Origin of the sequence: Mesorhizobium sp. YL-MeA3-2017 (assembly GCF_030814575.1) — a bacterium.
Classification (GTDB): Bacteria; Pseudomonadota; Alphaproteobacteria; order Rhizobiales; family Rhizobiaceae; genus Mesorhizobium; species Mesorhizobium terrae.
In genome coordinates this window covers 1739591-1757137 of record NZ_JAUSVH010000001.1, presented here as the reverse complement: position 1 = coordinate 1757137, position 17547 = coordinate 1739591, and the positions used below count along the sequence as shown (strand labels likewise).

The 17547-nt window shown below is 64.3% G+C and carries 17 protein-coding genes; 9 read left to right on the top strand and 8 right to left on the bottom strand.

Annotation, left to right across the window (positions count from 1 at the left end; all coding sequences use genetic code 11):
- The first annotated feature begins 84 nt into the window (after positions 1 to 84).
- From QFZ88_RS08215 to QFZ88_RS08180, 8 genes are all read left to right on the top strand, one after another.
- Positions 85 to 1770 carry an amidohydrolase gene (locus tag QFZ88_RS08215; RefSeq protein ID WP_024925759.1) on the top strand — a complete coding sequence of 562 codons (1686 nt, stop codon included), beginning with the start codon at positions 85 to 87 and terminating at the stop codon, positions 1768 to 1770.
- Between the two features lie 130 nt (positions 1771 to 1900).
- The gene (locus tag QFZ88_RS08210) at positions 1901 to 2998 is read left to right on the top strand and encodes an ABC transporter ATP-binding protein (protein WP_024925758.1); all 1098 of its coding nucleotides are present in this window, start codon (positions 1901 to 1903) and stop codon (positions 2996 to 2998) included.
- The gene (locus tag QFZ88_RS08205; RefSeq protein WP_024925757.1) at positions 2998 to 3918 is read left to right on the top strand and encodes an ABC transporter permease; all 921 of its coding nucleotides are present in this window, start codon (positions 2998 to 3000) and stop codon (positions 3916 to 3918) included. The genes QFZ88_RS08210 and QFZ88_RS08205 overlap by 1 nt, the downstream gene beginning before the upstream one ends.
- Positions 3911 to 4711, top strand: coding sequence for an ABC transporter permease (locus tag QFZ88_RS08200; protein WP_024925756.1), 801 nt, complete (start codon positions 3911 to 3913; stop codon positions 4709 to 4711). Before QFZ88_RS08205 ends, QFZ88_RS08200 begins: the two co-directional genes overlap by 8 nt.
- A gap of 32 nt (positions 4712 to 4743) precedes the next feature.
- On the top strand, positions 4744 to 5778 hold the full coding sequence (locus QFZ88_RS08195) for an extracellular solute-binding protein (protein WP_024925755.1): 1035 nt from the start codon (positions 4744 to 4746) through the stop codon (positions 5776 to 5778).
- A 121-nt stretch (positions 5779 to 5899) separates the two neighbouring features.
- Positions 5900 to 6934 (top strand): extracellular solute-binding protein, encoded by a 1035-nt coding sequence (locus QFZ88_RS08190; protein ID WP_024925754.1) that lies wholly within the window; start codon positions 5900 to 5902, stop codon positions 6932 to 6934.
- Positions 6935 to 7049: 115 nt separating this feature from the next.
- On the top strand, positions 7050 to 8258 hold the full coding sequence (locus QFZ88_RS08185) for a serine hydrolase domain-containing protein (protein WP_024925753.1): 1209 nt from the start codon (positions 7050 to 7052) through the stop codon (positions 8256 to 8258).
- A 71-nt stretch (positions 8259 to 8329) separates the two neighbouring features.
- Positions 8330 to 9502 carry a serine hydrolase domain-containing protein gene (locus QFZ88_RS08180; protein WP_024925752.1) on the top strand — a complete coding sequence of 391 codons (1173 nt, stop codon included), beginning with the start codon at positions 8330 to 8332 and terminating at the stop codon, positions 9500 to 9502.
- Positions 9503 to 9564: 62 nt separating this feature from the next.
- Here the strand turns inward: QFZ88_RS08180 and QFZ88_RS08175 are convergent, their stop codons facing one another.
- Together QFZ88_RS08175 and QFZ88_RS08170 are read right to left on the bottom strand one after the other, a co-directional pair.
- Positions 9565 to 10119: a putative immunity protein gene (locus tag QFZ88_RS08175; RefSeq protein WP_024925751.1), complete on the bottom strand. Its 555-nt coding sequence runs from the start codon at positions 10117 to 10119 to the stop codon at positions 9565 to 9567.
- 15 nt (positions 10120 to 10134) lie between these two features.
- The gene (locus QFZ88_RS08170; protein WP_024925750.1) at positions 10135 to 11031 is read right to left on the bottom strand and encodes a LysR family transcriptional regulator; all 897 of its coding nucleotides are present in this window, start codon (positions 11029 to 11031) and stop codon (positions 10135 to 10137) included.
- A 104-nt stretch (positions 11032 to 11135) separates the two neighbouring features.
- Between QFZ88_RS08170 and QFZ88_RS08165 the strand changes: the two genes are divergently transcribed.
- The gene (locus tag QFZ88_RS08165; RefSeq protein ID WP_024925749.1) at positions 11136 to 12326 is read left to right on the top strand and encodes an acyl-CoA dehydrogenase; all 1191 of its coding nucleotides are present in this window, start codon (positions 11136 to 11138) and stop codon (positions 12324 to 12326) included.
- Between the two features lie 573 nt (positions 12327 to 12899).
- On the opposite strand, the gene QFZ88_RS08160 is transcribed toward QFZ88_RS08165, so the two are convergent.
- From QFZ88_RS08160 to QFZ88_RS08135, 6 genes are all read right to left on the bottom strand, one after another.
- Positions 12900 to 13949, bottom strand: a complete 1050-nt coding sequence (locus QFZ88_RS08160) for a Gfo/Idh/MocA family protein (protein WP_024925748.1) — start codon at positions 13947 to 13949, stop codon at positions 12900 to 12902.
- A complete protein-coding gene (locus QFZ88_RS08155) occupies positions 13949 to 14734 on the bottom strand; it encodes a ThuA domain-containing protein (RefSeq protein ID WP_024925747.1) in 786 nt (261 codons plus the stop codon). The genes QFZ88_RS08160 and QFZ88_RS08155 overlap by 1 nt, the downstream gene beginning before the upstream one ends.
- A gap of 164 nt (positions 14735 to 14898) precedes the next feature.
- Positions 14899 to 15561, bottom strand: coding sequence for a hypothetical protein (locus tag QFZ88_RS08150; protein WP_024925746.1), 663 nt, complete (start codon positions 15559 to 15561; stop codon positions 14899 to 14901).
- Between the two features lie 4 nt (positions 15562 to 15565).
- The gene (gene leuB / locus QFZ88_RS08145) at positions 15566 to 16669 is read right to left on the bottom strand and encodes a 3-isopropylmalate dehydrogenase (RefSeq protein WP_024925745.1); all 1104 of its coding nucleotides are present in this window, start codon (positions 16667 to 16669) and stop codon (positions 15566 to 15568) included.
- 111 nt (positions 16670 to 16780) lie between these two features.
- Entirely contained in the window at positions 16781 to 17131 is a 351-nt protein-coding gene (locus QFZ88_RS08140; RefSeq protein WP_024925744.1) for a glyoxalase superfamily protein, read from the bottom strand.
- Positions 17128 to 17520 carry a RidA family protein gene (locus tag QFZ88_RS08135; protein ID WP_024925743.1) on the bottom strand — a complete coding sequence of 131 codons (393 nt, stop codon included), beginning with the start codon at positions 17518 to 17520 and terminating at the stop codon, positions 17128 to 17130. Before QFZ88_RS08135 ends, QFZ88_RS08140 begins: the two co-directional genes overlap by 4 nt.
- Between the last annotated feature and the right edge of the window lie 27 nt (positions 17521 to 17547).

The window sequence follows — 17547 nt, the reverse complement described above, 5'->3', positions numbered from 1 at the left end:
TCTCACAACGTCGTTCCAGCGGAGCGGTCGGTCGTGGAACAGTAGGCTGGGCAGTCTAGGTCAGTCACAAAGCGCGGAGCTGCGATGTCTGTCACGGGTACGGTTCGTCAAGCCGATCTGATCGTCTTCAATGGTCGTGTCCTGACCATGGATGACGATCTGCCAGCCGCCGAAGCCGTTGCCGTGAAGGATGGCGCTATCCTTGCCGTCGGCAGCCGCGCTGCCATCGAGGCGCTCAAGGGGCCGGCCACGAAAGTCATCGACGCCAAGGGCGGTTCGGTGATCCCCGGTTTCATCGAAGCGCATATGCATCTCTTTTCCGGCGCCGCCGAACTGGCGCATCTGCAGCTCATCGGCGTGCACGGGTTCGACGCGTTGCGTGACGCGGTCCGTGCCTATGCGGCCAAGCGCCCCGATGCGCCGATGCTGGTCGCGCAGTCGGCCGATTACACCATTCTCGGCGATGAACGCGTCACCCGGCATCATCTCGACGCAATCCTGCCCGACCGGCCGTTCTGCATGGCCGCGCCCGACCACCATACGATGTGGGCCAACACCAAGGCGCTTGAAGCCGCCGGCGTGCTGCATGGCCGCGCGCTCGGACCCGGCAACGAGATCGTCATGGGCGAGGACGGGCTAGCCGAGGGCGAATTGCGCGAAGGCGAGGCCTTTGGCCCGGTGCTGGCGCTGGCCGACGAGGAACGCGTGCGGCTCGGCCTGTCGACCGGCGGCGAGCCCGATCCCGCGCCGACGCCCGCGCAGCGCGCCGCCGACCGCGACATCATGCGGCGCGGCCTTGCCTGGTGCGCCGAACACGGCATCACCTCGATCCAGAACATGGATGGCAATCTCTACCAGCTCGAACTGCTGGCCGAGATCGAGGCCGAGGAAGGGCTCTCCTGTCGTGTCAAGATGCCCTTCCATTTCAAGAATTTCATGAAGCTCGAGATGCTGGAAAAGGCGTCGACAATGGCCACGCGATACGACAGCGAATGGCTGTCGTCGCGCATGGTCAAGGTTTTCTACGACGGCGTGCTGGACTCCTGGACCGCCGTGATGGTCGAGCCCTACGCCGATCGTCTCGACTGGGTCGGCGAACCGCTGTTCACGCCGGCCGAGTTCAAGGAACTGGCCGTCGCCATCGATGCGCGTGGATTGCAGATCGCGGTGCATGCGATCGGGGATGGCGCGGTCAATGCCGTGCTCGACGGCTACGAAGCCGCCGCCAAGGCCAATGGCAAGCGCGACAGCCGCCACCGCATCGAGCATATCGAGGTGGTCGCGCCGACGGACGTGCCGCGTTTCTCCGAACTCGGCGTCATTGCCTCAATGCAGCCTCCGCATCCTCCGGGCGCGATGGATTTCCCGCTGGAGCCGACCGTGTCGCGCATCGGCAAGGCGCGCTGGCCGCTGAGCTATGCCTGGCGCACGCTGAAGAGCGCCGGCGCCCATGTCGTGTTTGCTTCCGACTGGCCGGTCGCCTCGATCGATCCGATCCGTGGCATGCAGGCGGCGATGCTGCGCAAGCCGTGGGCCGAAGGCGACCCGGACCAGAGTTTCTCGCTGATGGAATCGCTTGCGGCCTACACGGTCGAGGGCGCCCATGCCGAGTTCACGGAGCACCGAAAGGGCAGGCTGAAGGAAGGCTTCATGGCCGACCTTGTGGTGCTCTCGCACGATATCGAAGCGGTGGAACCGCGCCAGCTGCACGAGGTGCGGCCGGCGGTCACCATCTGCGGAGGTAAGGTCACCTATCAGGTCGCAAGCTGAACATTCGTTTCGCTTCCTGAACTGGTATTCAATGCGATTGTTGCCAAGCGTGGCGGCTTGTGGTGACAATCTGAGACAGAAAAAGAAGCCTGCTTTCGAGGGCAGGCCGAGAACAAAAAGAGGGGTTTGCGTGCCGGAACAACCGGGTAAGAACGCGATCGAAGTCCGTGATGTACGGAAAGTCTTCGGTTCTGGGGAAGCGGCGGTTGCCGCGTTGGACACGGTCTCAGTATCGATCCGGGAAAACGAGTTTTTCACGCTGTTGGGGCCGTCGGGCTGCGGAAAGACGACGCTGCTCAGGCTGATCGCCGGCTTCGACTATCCGAGCGCCGGCGAGATCCAGCTCTATGGCGACAACATCGCGCTGCTGCCGCCGTTCAAGCGGCCGGTCAACACTGTTTTCCAGAGCTATGCGCTGTTCCCGCACATGACGGTGGCGCAGAATATCGGCTTCGGCCTGGAGATGCTGCGTAAGCCAAAGGCCGAGATCAAGGCGCGCGTCGCCGAGATGCTGAAGCTGGTGCGCATGGAGCATCTGGCCTCGCGGCGCACCAGCCAGATTTCCGGCGGTCAGCAGCAGCGCGTGGCGCTGGCACGCGCGCTGGCGCCGCAGCCGAAAGTGCTGCTTCTCGACGAGCCGCTTTCGGCGCTCGACTACAAGCTGCGCAAGGAAATGCAGATCGAACTGAAGCGGCTGCAGAACCAGACCGGCATCACCTTCATCTTCGTCACCCACGACCAGGAAGAAGCGCTGACCATGTCCGACCGCATCGCGGTGATGTCGTCGGGCAAGATCCTGCAGGTGGGTTCACCCTGGGACATCTATGACAAGCCGGCCGACCGGTTCGTCGCCGACTTCATCGGCGAGACCAATTTCCTGACCGCGTCGATCGCCGGCGTGGAAAACGGCAGGGCACGCGCGACGCTCAAATCGGGTGCCACCATCATGGCCAGCGTTGCCGACGGCTTCCAGCCGAAGGGCGAGGCGACCGTCGTGGTGCGGCCCGAACATGCGAAGCTCGTCAAGGGCAAGGGCGAGCTTTCGGGCACGGTCGAGAACATCGTCTATTTCGGCACCGACACGCACATCCATTTGCGGCTCGACGGCAGCGACGACCTCTTCATCGTGCGCCAGCAGAATGCGCGCAGCGCCAGCTGCGGCTTCGAGACGGGCGAGAAGGCGGGCATCTCTATCAGCGACGACGCAGCACAAGTGTTGAGGGACTGATGGCCACCGCCGAGGAAATCGCCAAGGCGGCCGACCGGCGCGACGTTCGCAACCGCTGGTACCTTACGACGCCTGCCTTGCTCACCATCTTTTTCGCCGCGGTCGGCCCGTTGGCCATCGTGCTCGTCTATTCCTTCCTCACGCCCGGCCCCTATGGCGACGTGAAGTGGCAGTTCTCGACCGACGCCTGGGTGTCGGTGCTGTTCGAGCGCGACATCTTCGACGACACGCTGTCGCTGGCTGCCGCCCATATCAGCATCTTCTGGCGCTCGGTGAAGCTGGCGGTCATCACCACGCTCGCCACCTTGGCGCTCGGCTTCCCGACGGCCTATTTCATGGCCACGCGCAGCGAGAAGACGCGTGACCTGTGGCTGTTCCTGATCACCATCCCGTTCTGGACGAACCTTCTGATCCGCACCTTCGCGGTGCTGCAGATCATCCGCAACGAAGGCATCGTCAACACCATCCTGTTGAAGCTCGGCATCATCTCGGCGCCGATCCAGATCCTCTACACCGACGTCGCGATCCTGATCGGCATGGCCTATGTCTATCTGCCGCTGATGGTGCTGCCGGTCTACGCCTCGATGGAAAAGCTCGACTTCCGTCTGGTCGAGGCGGGCTACGATCTCTACGCCTCGCGCTGGCAGGTGCTGCGCCGCATCATCTTCCCGCTGGTCAAGCCCGGCGTCATCGCCGGCTCGATCCTGGTCTTCATCCCGGCCATCGGCGCCTATGTGACGCCGAGCGTGCTCGGCGGCGGCAAGAACATGATGCTGTCCAACCTGATCGAGCTGCAATTCGGTCAGGGCCGCAACTGGCCGCTGGGCTCGGCGCTGTCGATCACGGTCATGTTCATCGTCATGGCGGCGCTCCTGGTTTACGTGCGCAACGCCGGCTCGCAGGAGGTGCGGCATGGCTAAGAGCTTCTCCATTCGCCACCAGCCGGGCTTCACCACGATCGCCGCCGTGTGCTTCGTGGCGCTCTACCTGCCGATCATCGTGCTGGTGGTCTACGCCTTCAACGAGGCACCCTCGACGTCGGAATGGGGCGGCTTCTCGCTGAAGTGGTTCCAGTCGGCCTCGCAGAACGCGCAGGTGATCGATGCCACGCTGCGCTCCTTCCAGATCGCGGCTGTGGCCGCCACGCTCGCCACCATCGCGGCGACCATGGCGGCCTTGGCCACCACCCGCACGCCGCCCTATCCGGGGCTGACCTTCAAATATGCGATGATCAACCAGCCGCTGATGGTGCCGGAAATCGTCACCGGCGTGGCGCTGCTGATCTTCTTCTCGCGCATCAAGATCTTCACCGGCTATTCGGGCCTGGGTTACCTGATCGCCGCGCATACGGCGTTCTGCATTCCCTTTGCCTATCTGCCGATCCGCGCGCGACTGGAAAATATGGACCTGTCGCTGGAACGCGCGGCGGCCGATCTCTACGCCACGCCCTGGCAGGCCTTCCGCCGCATCACGCTGCCGCTGCTCTGGCCCGGCATCCTCGCCGGCCTGATGCTCGCCTTCGTCATTTCGCTCGACGACGTCGTCATCACCGAATTCGTCAAGTCGGGCGGCCAGGACACGTTGCCAACTTACATGCTCGGCCAGATCCGCCGCGGCATCACCCCTGAAATCAACGCGATCTCGACGGCCTTCCTGCTGCTGTCGGTCATCATCGTCACGTTGTTCTTCTTCGTCAGCAGGAAACGCGACTAGGCCTAAACCAACCAAAAAAATGGGAGACTGAAATGAACTGGAAGACAACCGCGACAGCCGTCGGGCTGGCGCTGATGGCCTCGACGGGCCTCGCCCGCGCCGAGGGCGCGCTCAACATCTACAACTGGGGCAATTACATCAGCCCCGACATGATCAAGAAGTTCGAGAAGCAGTACAACGTCAAGGTCACCGTCACCGACTACGATTCCAACGACACCGCACTCGCCAAGGTGCGTCAGGGCGGCACCGGTTTCGACATCGCCATCCCCTCGCAGACCTTCATCCCGATCTGGATCAAGGAAGGTCTCATCCAGGAGACCGATCCCGGCAAGATGGCGAACTTCAAGAACGTGGCGCCGGAATGGGCCAATCCCGATTTCGATCCCGGCCGCAAATACACCGTGCCATGGGCCTGGGGCACGATCGGCGTGGTCGTCAACACCGACGCCTACAAGGGCCCGGCCAACAGCTGGGGCATCGTCTTCAACACGCCTGACGAGCTGAAGGGCAAGGTCAATGTCGTTCCCGAGATGAACGACGTCATCTTCGCCGCCATCAAATATGTCGGCGGCAAGCAGTGCACCGACGACAAGGCGGTGCTGAAGAAGGTGCGCGACACGCTCGTCGCCGCCAAGCCGAACTGGATCGCGATGGAATACAACACCATCGAGAAGATGGGCGCCGGCGACTTCAAGGCCACCAGCGACTGGAACGGCTCGGCGCTGCGCCAGCGGCTGGCCAACCCGGCCATCCACTACAACTATCCGAAGGAAGGCTACGGCCTGTGGAGCGACAACGTCGTCGTTCTGAAGGAAGCCAAGAACGTCGAGAACGCCAAGCTGTTCCAGAACTTCATGATGGATCCGGAAAACGCGGCGCTGAACTCGGCCTTCCACCGCTATGCCAACGGCATTGCCGGTTCGGAGAAGTTCATGCCCGCCGACATGAAGGACGCGCCGGAAGTCAACATCCCGGCCGACGTGAAGTCGCTGGGCGAACTGCAGCACCTCTGCGCGCCGGAAATCCAGGACATCTACTCGAAGATCTGGACCGAGCTGCAGAAGTAAGCTTCGCAGCCAGCCTACCCGACATGACGAACCCGGGACCGATGAAATCGGTCCCGGTTGTCACACCCCTTTTGCCCGAAGCAGGCAGAAAACACCGCAACCAAGAAAAAGGAGCCCTGCCATGAATTCGAGATTGTTCGCCGCGACGGCGGCATTGGCGCTCGTTGCCGCGACCGGCTTCGCCCGCGCCGAGGGCGAGCTCAACATCTACAATTGGGGCAACTACACCAACCCCGACGTGATCAAGAAGTTCGAGGAAAAGTACAAGGTCAAGGTCACCATCACCGACTACGATTCCAACGACACCGCGCTCGCCAAGGTGCGCCAGGGCGGTTCCGGTTTCGACATCGCGGTGCCGTCGCAGACGCATCTGCCGATCTGGATCCAGGAAGGCCTGCTCTTGGAAACCAATCCGGGCGGCATGGAGAATTTCAAGAACATCGCCCCGGAATGGGCCAATCCCGATTTCGACCCCGCCCGCAAATATTCGGTGCCATGGGCCTGGGGCACGGTCGGTATCGTCGTCAACAGCGACACCTACAAGGGCGACATCAACACCTGGGACATCGTCTTCAAGACGCCGGACGAGCTGAAGGGCAAGGTTAACGTCGTTCCGGAAATGAAGGACGTGATGACCGCCGCCATCCGCTATGTCGGCGGCGAGCAGTGCACGGCCGACAAGGAAGTGCTGAAGAAGGTGCGCGACCTTCTGGTGGCGGCCAAGCCGAACTGGATCGCCATGGAATATGGCGCCATCGACAAGATGGGCGCCGGCGACTTCAAGGGCTCGACCACATGGAACGGCGCCGGCCTGCGCATGCGCCTGGCGCATCCGCAGATCCACTACGGCTATCCGAAGGAAGGCTTCACCTACTGGTCCGACAACGTGGTCGTCCTGAAGGACGCCAAGAACGTCGAGAACGCCAAGCTGTTCCAGAACTTCATCATGGACCCGGAAGTTGCCGCAGGGCTTTCCGCCTATCACCGCTACGCCAATGGCGTTGCCGGCTCGGAGAAGTTCATGCCGGCCGAGATGCGCGACGCGCCCGAGATCGTGGTGCCGGCCGAGGCCAAGCCGCACGGCACGATGGCGTTGATGTGCTCGGAAGAAGCCGACGCGCTCTACAAGAAGATCTGGACCGAACTGCGCAAGTAAGTGGTCCTGTCGTCCGGCGGCAATAGCCGCCGGACGACCTGCCCGGCGCTGACGAGCATAGTCGGCACCGGCCATTGAACGACAAGTTTAGAGAATGTCGCAGGAGGCGCTTCTCATGCAGCCCTACCGCAACAGCGATCCGCATCCACCGATCATGCAGGGGACACCGCCGATCTTGGTGCCACCCCGGCTTGACTGGGACAGGGCGCCCTGGAACCGCTGGGCCTTCCAGAACATGCGCCAGATCGTGCCGACCGTGGAGGTTTGGCGTGGCACTGGCCCGGCAAGCGAATTGCCGCGCGCCGAGACCAATCTCGATGCGCTGGCTGTGACCGACAGTCTTGGCCGTCCCTCAACGCTCGCCGGCCTTCTCGACGAGACCTATACCGACGGCTTCCTGGTGCTGAAGGACGGCACGGTCGCCTATGAACGTTATTTCAACGGCATGACACCGCGTTCGTTGCATCTGTCGCAGTCGATGGCGAAATCGGTTACGGCTGCGGTCTGCGGCATCCTTGTCGGCCGGGGTCTGATCGATCCGGCAAAACCTGTGACGGCCTATCTTCCTGAACTTGCAGAAACTGGCTGGGCAGGCGCGACGGTCCAGCACGTGCTGGACATGACGACCGGCGTTAAGTTTTCGGAAGCCTATACCGATCGCTATTCCGATATCGGTCAGGTTGACGTCGCTTCCGGCTGGAAACCTGCGCCGCCCGATAGCGATCCCTCTTTCCCGTGGCCGGCCCATGTGTGGGAACTCATCCTGCGGCTGAAGGAAACCACCCGGCCACACGGCGCAGCCTTTGAATATCGGTCAATCGAGACGGATGTGCTGGCCTTCGTCATGGAACGCGTGACCGGGCGCAGGCTGGCCGAGCTTGTTTCCGGAGAGCTCTGGCAGAAGCTTGGCGCAGAGGAAAGCGCTTGTTTCACCGTGGACAGCGCCGGCTACGCGCTGGCCGACGGCGGTTTCAACGCGACGCTTCGTGACTATGCACGTTTCGGCCAGATGATCCTCGACAACGGTGCCGGCATCGTGCCCGCCGACTGGATCGAGGCGACCAGGAACGGCGTGCATGGCACGCAGTTTTCCGAGAGCCTGCCGGAAGGCAGCTACCGCAACCAGTTCTGGATCCAGGATCCGCGTTCGCGCGCGCTCATGTGCCGTGGTGTCTTCGGGCAGCTCATCCATGTGGACTGGAACAACCGGATGGTGACGGTGAAGCTGTCGTCCTTTCCGGACTTCTCCAACACACCCTATGCGGTGGCGACGCTGAAGGCGATCGCGGCAATCGCGACGGAGCTGGGCTCGGCCGCCGAATAGATCAATCGATGCAGAGCCGGTGTGGCCGCCAAGGTTCCCGCGCTGCGTGCACTACCCAGGAAGGACAGGACGTGACCAACCCAACCGCATTCGAGGACAAATTCGGCTTTCGCCGCAGCGACGTAGGCCTGGCAAACTGGCGCACGACGCCGTTCAACCGCTGGGCGTTCCAGAATGTCGGCGAACTGGTGCCCAGCGCGCGCATCGAAGCTGGCCCGGCGGCCGGCGAGACGGCGGCAGCCGATATGAGCGGTCTGCTTGGCGAAACGGTCGCGCTGGCCGAGGGCAGCGAAACCGTGGCGGGCTTTCTGGCGCGTTCGCATGCCGATGCGCTCACCGTCATGAAGGGCGGTAGATTCGTCGGCGACTGGTTCGCGCCGCATATGGCGTTCGGCAATCGTCATCTCGTCTTTTCGATCAGCAAATCGCTGACCGCGATCCTCGCCGGCATCCTGGGAGGCGAAGGCCGCCTCGATCTGGAAGCGCCGGTCACCACCTATATTCCCGAAGCGGTCGGGTCGGCCTATGGCGACGCCACGGTCCGCCACGTGCTCGACATGACGGTCAGCCTCGACTTCGAGGAAGCCTATCTCGATCCCGAGAGCGCCTTCGCCCGCTATCGCCGGGCGACGCTGTGGAACCCGGGCGGCGGCGAGGAAGGGCTGGAAGAATTCCTCCTGTCGATCAAGCGCCTGCCTGGGCCGCATGGCGAAGTGTTCCGCTACCGCTCGCCGAACTCCGACCTGCTCGGCATGCTGGTCGAGCGCGCTTCCGGCCTGCGCGTGCCGGAATTGCTGCGCGAGAAACTCTGGGCACCGCTTGGCGCCTGCGGCGAAGGCGCGATCACCGTCGATCGTCTTGGCGCGGCCCGCACCGCCGGCGGCATTTCGCTGACGCCGCGCGATCTCGCCCGCATCGGCGAGATGATGCGCCAGGGCGGTCTCGCCAATGGCACGCGCGTGGTGTCGGAGGCATGGGTTCGCGACACGACGACAGCCGGCAGCCAGGATGCCTGGAAGCGGGGCGACATGGCGCAGCTGTTCCCTGAGGGACGCTATCGCAACAAATGGTACCAGAGCGGCAAGGGTTCCTATTGCGGCATCGGCATCCACGGCCAGTGGCTGTTCGTCGATCCGGCGAGCGAGGTCGTCATCGTCAAGATGTCGTCGCAGCCGGAACCGGTCGACGATCCGCTCGACCACGAAAACGTCGCCTTCTTCGAGGCGCTAGCGACGATGGTCTAAGGCGTCTGGAGCGTCCCTTCTCCCGCAAGGGGAGAAGGCAGAAAGGGTGTTGCGGGCCGACCTCAGCTTTCGCCTGCCTCGCCGGCCAGTGCCGTGCCACGAAGCCTGCGGTCCAGCGCGCGCAGCAATTCTCCGACACGCCCGCCGCCGGGCGGTGCTGGGGGATAGCGGCATAACACCTCGATCACCCTTGGGCTGGCTAGCCGAGCGGCCTGCTCCAGATGGTCGGCGCCAGCATCCGGCGCCGCACCGGCCGCCAGTTCGGCGGCGTGGGTCGCGTGGGCGGCGGCGCCGAGAATGTGCCGGACCTGCGTGGCGCGGGCCAGCGGGTGAAGATAGGCCGCCCCGCATGCGCTCATCGCCGCCCGTGCCGCCTGGTTTGCCGCCGCATCGTCGGCTTGCCCGGCGGCCTCGAGCGCGGCCCAGGCGGCGTCGCGCAACGCCTTGCCGCGCTTGCCGCCTTGCGCGAAAGCCCGGGCGACCGCGATGGCGTCGCGCGGACGGGTATCCGAAGGATGCGATGCTTCGAAGATAGCCAGCACGCCCGCCGCGTTTTCGGCAGCATAGGCGGTGACCGCGCGCAGGTCGTCGATATCCAGAGCGATCGCGTCCGTCATTGCTCGACCGCCCCGTCAGTCTGTCTGCGGCAGCTTGGCGAGCAGCCAGCTGCGGAAACTGGCGACCGGCGGGTAGAGCCGCTTTTCGTCCGGCACCACCAGGTAATAGGCGCTGCGGCTTTGCATCGGGCCACCCGGTGCCGGCACCAACTGGCCGCGCTGCAATTCGCCGGCGATCAGGAACAGCGGCAACAGGGCGATGCCGAGGCCGGCGATGCAGGCCTGGGCGGCCGTCGAGAACTGCTCGAACTGCATGCCGGGGCCGGTCGGCGCCGCCAGCCCCTGATGCTCGAACCATTCCGCCCAGCCGCCGGGGCGCGAGGCCATGTGCAGGAGCGGCAGGCGGCCGAGGTCGCGCGGCGCGGCAACGGCGTTTGCTTCCAGGAATTCGGGCGCGGCGACCGGCGCCACCTCCTCGCGCATCAGAAGGGTCGAGGTGGCGCCCGGCCAGTCCGGCTGGCCGACATGGATGGCGGCGTCCAGCCGCTCGCGGGAGAAGTCGAACCGGCCGATGCGGGTGGCGAAGTTGATGGTGATGTCCGGGTTCTTTTCGACGAAATCGGGGATCAGCGGCATCAGCCAGCGCGTGCCGAATGTGGGCAGGATGGCAAGGTTCAGGACCCCTCCATGCCGATTGCTCATCAATCCGAGGGCCGCCTCGCGCAATTGGCCAAGTGCCGCGCGCACCGTCTCGGCATAGATCTCGCCCTCCGGCGAGAGCCGGACGTTGCGGCTGTCGCGCTCGATCAGCCGTTTGCCGAACTGATCCTCCAACTGCTTGATCTGCCGGCTGATGGCGCCCTGCGTCAACGCCAGTTCCTGTGCCGCGGCGGTGAACGAGCCGAGCCGTGCCACCGCCTCGAAGGCGGCGAGGGCGCCGGTGGCCGGCAGAAGGCGACGTTGCACGCTCATGATCCATTACTAATCGTCATTGATCGCGGTGGCAATTTCATTTGATTTTTGCGGGGCGGGGGCCGATAAGCCGGACGTTCCGCGCAATCCGGGAGAGATATGCCATGGCCGCCGACAAGAACGCCTTTGTCTGGGACGATCCGTTCCTGCTCGACGACCAGCTGTCCGAGGACGAGCGCATGATCCGCGACGGCGCGGCCGCGTTCGCTGCCGACAAGCTGATGCCGCGCATCGAAGACGCCTATATGAACGAGACGACCGACCCGGCGATCTTCCGCGAAATGGGCGAAGCCGGCCTGCTCGGCATCACCGTTCCGGAAGAATATGGCGGTCTCGGCGCCAACTACGTCACCTATGGGCTGGTCGCCCGCGAGGTCGAGCGTGTCGACAGCGGCTATCGCTCGATGATGAGCGTGCAGTCGTCGCTGGTCATGTATCCCATCCACGCCTATGGCTCGGAGGAGCAACGCAAGAAGTACCTGCCGAAGCTCGCCTCCGGCGAATGGATCGGCTGCTTCGGCCTGACCGAGCCGGACGCCGGCTCGGACCCGGGCGGCATGAAGACCCGCGCCGAGAAGACGCCTGGCGGCTACCGCATTTCCGGTTCGAAGATGTGGATTTCCAACGCGCCGATCGCCGACGTGTTCGTGGTGTGGGCGAAGTCCGCCGCGCATGACAACCAGATCCGCGGTTTTGTGCTGGAAAAGGGCATGAAGGGCCTGTCGGCGCCGAAGATCGGCGGCAAGCTGAGCCTGCGCGCCTCGATCACCGGCGAGATCGTCATGGAAGGCGTCGAGGTCGGCGAGGACGCGTTGCTGCCGAATGTCGCCGGCCTCAAGGGTCCGTTCGGCTGCCTCAACCGCGCCCGCTTTGGCATTTCCTGGGGCGCGCTGGGCGCGGCCGAGGATTGCTGGCATCGTGCCCGCCAGTATGGGCTCGACCGCAAGCAGTTCGGCAAGCCGCTGGCCGGCATGCAGCTCTACCAGAAGAAGCTCGCCGACATGCAGACCGACATCGCGCTCGGCCTGCAGGGTTCGTTGCGCGTCGGCCGCCTGATGGACGCCGGCAAGATGGCGCCGGAGATGATCTCGATCGTCAAGCGCAACAATTGCGGCAAGGCGCTCGACATCGCCCGCATGGCCCGCGACATGCATGGCGGCAACGGCATCCAGATCGGCTACCATGTCATGCGCCACGCGCAGAACCTGGAGACGGTCAACACCTATGAGGGCGCGCATGACGTGCATGCGCTGATCCTCGGCCGAGCCCAGACCGGCCTGCAGGCGTTTTTCTGAACTGAGGCAACTTTGCCCTCCCCCATTCGCGGGGAGGGTTAAAAGGGTGCGTCCTTCCCGGATGCCAAGCGTCTTCATTGCCACGCTGCGGAAGACCGCCCTGGCTTTTGTCAAAGAGCACTCCCCTTGAGGGAGGTGGGAAAGCGGGGCGCCTGGTCGGTGCCTCTCTGTAATAGTACGTGGCGCCTCACAGGCGCCCCGCCCGGTGTTCTTGCCCCGGACCGACCTCGCCGTCCTTCGCGACGGCAGACTTCGGGCCTCAAGCCGCCATTTTCGGCGGCCGGGTTTTTCCAGGGCCCGGACTTAGGGCTCGTCACCAGACAGCGCCACCGTTAGCGCTGCCAGTCCGGCACCGACGTCCTCCCTGATACCCGGTGCGCACCAGGTTCCCTTGAGGACGGCTTTCAGGCGCAAGGATGCGGCAGGCCGAAAGGGTGTGAGTTCGATTTCGATGAATTTTCCTGATCTGTTCGACCAAGGCATTGGATAGACAGGATTATTTCTTAGCCGACAGGCGCCGACCCGCGTGTGTCATCACATCGGATGGCGTCGTTTCGCCGCCATATGGCGAGATCAACCGATCGCGACCGGTTGCTTGTCGGCACTGCTCACAAAGGCTGCGTCGATCAGCTTCTGCATGTCGGCGGCGCGGCGAAAGGACGGGTCGCCGTTGATGCCGGAAGTGAGCGCATCGATGAAGCGGCGGGCGTTGCGCCTGGTCTCCTTAAGGGCGATGTCACGCCAGACGGCGTCGTCGATATCCTTGCCGAAACAACCCTTGAGCGACGAGGTCTTGCCATTGGTCTCGACCCACAGCGCACCCTTGGTGCCGTGCAGCTTGAGTTCCAGATCGTTGAGGTGGCCGGTGGCGTAGCGGGTGGCCAGGATGGTGGCCAGCGCGCCCGAACCGAAGCGCGCGGTCATCGCCACGCTGTCATTGGCGTCGAGCCGGTATTTGCCGATCCGGTCGCCCTCGGCCTTCGGGAAGGTGACCAGTTCGGCATTGAGGCTGGCGATGCCGTCGGCGGCGCCATAGGTGGCGAAGTCGAGAATGTGGATGCCGACATCGCCCAATACACCGGTCGAGCCGTGTTCGCTCGACAGTCGCCACAGCCACTGGTCCATGGTGCGCCAATCGCCCCAGGCCTTGCCGACCAGCCAGCTCTGCCGGTAGCTCGCCTCGACATGGCGCAGGTCGCCGAGCTCGCCGGCCTCGACCATCTGGCGGGCCAGCTGCAGGGCGGGCGAGTTGCGATAGGTGAGGTTGACCATGTTGACGAGGCCGGCGCGCTCGGCCGCTTCCGTCATCTCCAGCGCGTCGGCATGGTTGGGCGCCAGCGGTTTCTCGCAGAACACATGCTTGCCGGCGGCGATCAGCTGCAGCGTGGTGTCCTTGTGGACGCCGTCCGGGGTGGCGTTGATGGCGGCGTCGAACTCGCCCCAGGCAAGGGCTGCGTCCAGGCCATCGAAGGCGTGGGCGATGCCGTTCTTTTCCGCGTAAGCGGCGGCACGGCCGGGCAGGGCGTCGGCGCAGGCGACGATCCGGCATTCCGACAGCTGGCCGAACTCTTCCATGTGCTGGCCGGCAATGCCGCCGGTGCCGAGCAGGAGCAGGCGGCGCATCAGCGCAGGCCCTCTTCGCCATCCTTGTGCAGTTTCGGCCCCTTCTCCACCAGCGGTTCCCTGGCGGCCGAAATCGGCACATTCGGTGCGTCCGTCACCGCCGTCCAGGCGGGCATCGGATTGTGGGCCCAATGCACGGCGTTGCGCAGCACCGTGTGCACGTCGGGATGATGGTAGGTGGGATAGGTCTCGTGGCCGGGCCGGAAATAGAAGATGCGCCCGGCGCCGCGTTGATAGGTGAGGCCGGAGCGGAACACTTCGCCGCCCTCGAACCAGGAAACGAAAACGGTCTCCATCGGCTCCGGCACGGTGAAGGGTTCGCCGTACATTTCCTCGTTGGGCAGTTCGATGCATTCGCCAAGTCCCTTGGCGATGGGGTGGTTGCGGTTGACCACCCAGATGCGCTCGCGCTCGCCGGCCTCGCGCCATTTCAGCGAGCAGGGCGTGCCCATCAACCGCTTGAAGATTTTCGAGAAATGCCCGGAATGCAGCACGATCAGGCCCATGCCTTCCCAGACGCGCTTCTGGACGCGTTCGACGATGGCGTCCTCGACCTTGCCGTGCGCGGCATGGCCCCACCAGACGAGCACATCGGTCTTGGCCAGGCGTTCCTCGGTCAGGCCGTGTTCGGGATCCTGCAGGACGACGGTCCCGGCCTTGATGTCCTTGTCCTGGTTGAGGGCCGCCGCGATGGTGCCATGCATGCCGAGCGGATAGAGGCCGGCGACGACCCGGCTGGTCTGCTCATGAACGTTTTCGCCCCATACCAGTGCGCTGATCGGCATGCTGCTCCTCCGTGGAAAACCAATGATTGGATCGGTTCAATCTACAGTATCCAATGTCGGTTGCAAGAACGTCGGCGTTTTTTTCCGGGATGATTTATGCGGCTGCTAGCGCCTGGCGGGCCGACGGGCTGCGAAGGGCGTGGCCGGGCTTTTCAGGCGCAGTGTCACTTCGCCTTGAGCGTGGCGAGCCGGCGCAGCACTTTTTCCAGCCGGGTCCGCTTGGCCGATTGCGGAATAGAGCCGGCACGTGCCCCTACCACTTCGGCCAGGGCCTCGACGTTTTGCATCGGGGCGGCACGCAGCGCCTGTTCGGCGTACATCGGCGTCTGGTTGTCCGCGCTGGTGCGCAGGATGGCGAGCAGCCTGTCCCAGGCGAAGGAATTGCCGTTGGCGGCGAGCGTCGCCAGCATGGAAACCGCCTTGTCCTTGGCGATCACGCTGCCTTGGTCGGCGGCATCGAGGATGTCGGGCAAATGGGCCGCAATCAACTCCGGCGCGGTCGCGGCCAAGGTGTCCAGCGCCGTCAAGGCGCCCCAGACGATGCGGTTGTCACGGCTCTTCAGTGCGGTCAGGAGGGCTTGCGCGTGCGGCGCGATCAGGTCGGGCCGCAGTGCGCCGATCTCGTAGAGCACCTTGATGGCATCGTGGCGAACCGGTTTGGCTGCGGTCGCCAGCGCGTGCGCGAGGACGGCTATGTCGTCGCCATTGCCACTTGCGGCCAGAGCGGCGGCCAGTTCCTGGTTTGGCTTCTCGTCGCCTCGACCCAGCGCGCTTGCCAGCCGGGCAAGCACGCCGACCGGCTGGGCTGGGTCGCGGCCCGAGACCATGCGGCTAACCGAAGAACTTGGCGATGATGGCATCGCCCATGGCAACGGTGCCGATTTCGGTCTTGCCTTCCGACATAATGTCCCTGGTGCGCAGGCCGTCGTCGAGCACCGCGGCGATGGCAGCCTCCAGACGATCGGCCTCGGCGACCATGTTGAAGGAATAACGCAGGCACATGGCGAAGGAGGCGATCATGGCGATCGGGTTGGCGATGCCCTTGCCGGCAATGTCGGGGGCCGAGCCATGCACCGGCTCGTAGAGCGCCTTGCGCTTGGCCGTACGGGCATCGGGTGCACCGAGCGACGCCGAAGGCAGCATGCCGAGCGAGCCGGTCAGCATGGCGGCAACGTCAGACAGCATGTCGCCGAACAGGTTGTCGGTGACGATGACGTCGAACTGCTTGGGCCAGCGCACCAGCTGCATGCCGCCGGCGTCGGCCAGCATGTGGTCGAGCTTGACGTCGGAATACTTGGCCTTGTGCGTGGCGGTGACGACCTCGTTCCACAAGACGCCCGACTTCATGACGTTGCGCTTTTCCATCGACGTCACATGGTTCTTGCGGGTGCGGGCAAGCTCGAAGGCGACGCCCGAGATGCGTTCGATCTCGAACGTGTCGTAGACCTGCGTGTCGATGCCGCGCTTCTGGCCATTGCCGAGGTCGATGATCTGCTTGGGCTCACCGAAATAGACGCCGCCGGTCAGTTCGCGCACGATCAGGATGTCGAGGCCCTCGACCACTTCCTGCTTGAGCGAGGAGGAGGCGGCGAGCGCGGGATAGCAGATCGCCGGGCGCAGATTGGCGAAGAGTTCCATGTCCTTGCGCAGGCGCAACAGGCCGGCCTCGGGGCGAACCTCGTAAGGCACGCTATCCCATTTCGGGCCGCCGACGGCGCCGAACAGCACGGCGTCCGCCGCCATCGCCTTTTCCATGTCGGCATCGGAGATCGCCGCGCCATGCGCGTCATAGGCCGAACCGCCGACCAGGCCTTCGTCGGTGACGAAACCGGAGCCGAGCTTCTCGTTCATGGCGACGATCAGTTTTTTCACTTCCGCCATGGCCTCGGGGCCGATGCCGTCGCCGGGGAGGAGGAAGAGATTTTTCGAAGCCATGGAGACCGTCCTGGAAAAGTGCCGTGAACCGCGGTCTTGCTAGCGTTGCCGCAGCGTCTGCGCAAGTCCGCGTTTGGCGAGAGCCGTCAGCCCAGGCTTATGGAAACGACCTCAGCGGTGTTCCAGGATGTTGACCAGCCGCCCGAACGGGTCGCGCACGAAGAAACGGCGCACGCCCCAGGGCTCGTCTATGGGGCCGTATTCGACGGTAAAACCGGCCTGCTTCATACCGGCCAAAACGGTATCGACATCGTCGACCTCGATGGAAATATCCGGCACCGGCGTGCCGGCGCCGCCCTGTTCGGCAAAGGAGATCTGCACCGTCATGCGCTCGTTCGAGCCGTAGGTGGCGATCCAGCCATGGTCCATGACCAGATCGAGGCCGAGAACGTCACCGTAGAAGCGCCGGGCCGTGGCGGTGTCGGCCGTGGCGATGTTGGCGACGATGCGCTTGACCGTCACAGGCCGGTGGCGCCGCGGCGCAGCGCGGTGACCTCGACCTCGATCTTCATTTCCGGCTTGTTGAGCAGGCACACGACCATGGTGGCGGCCGGGCGGATGTCGCCGAAATATTCGCCGAGGATGGGGAACACCTTGTCCACGTCGTTCTGGTCGGTGATGTAGTAGTGGGCACGCACGACGTCGGCCAGTTCGAAGCCGCCCTGTTTCAGCGCGCCGGAAATGGTCTCGAGACAGTTGCGGGCCTGCGCCTCGACCGTGTCTGGCATGGTCATGGTGGTGTAATCGTAGCCGGTGGTGCCGGCGACGAAGCACCAGTCACCCTGGACGACGGCGCGCGAATAGCCCGCGGTCTTTTCGAAGGGCGAACCCGTCGAAATCAATCTGCGCATTGAACTGCTCCTGATCCATCGACCCCT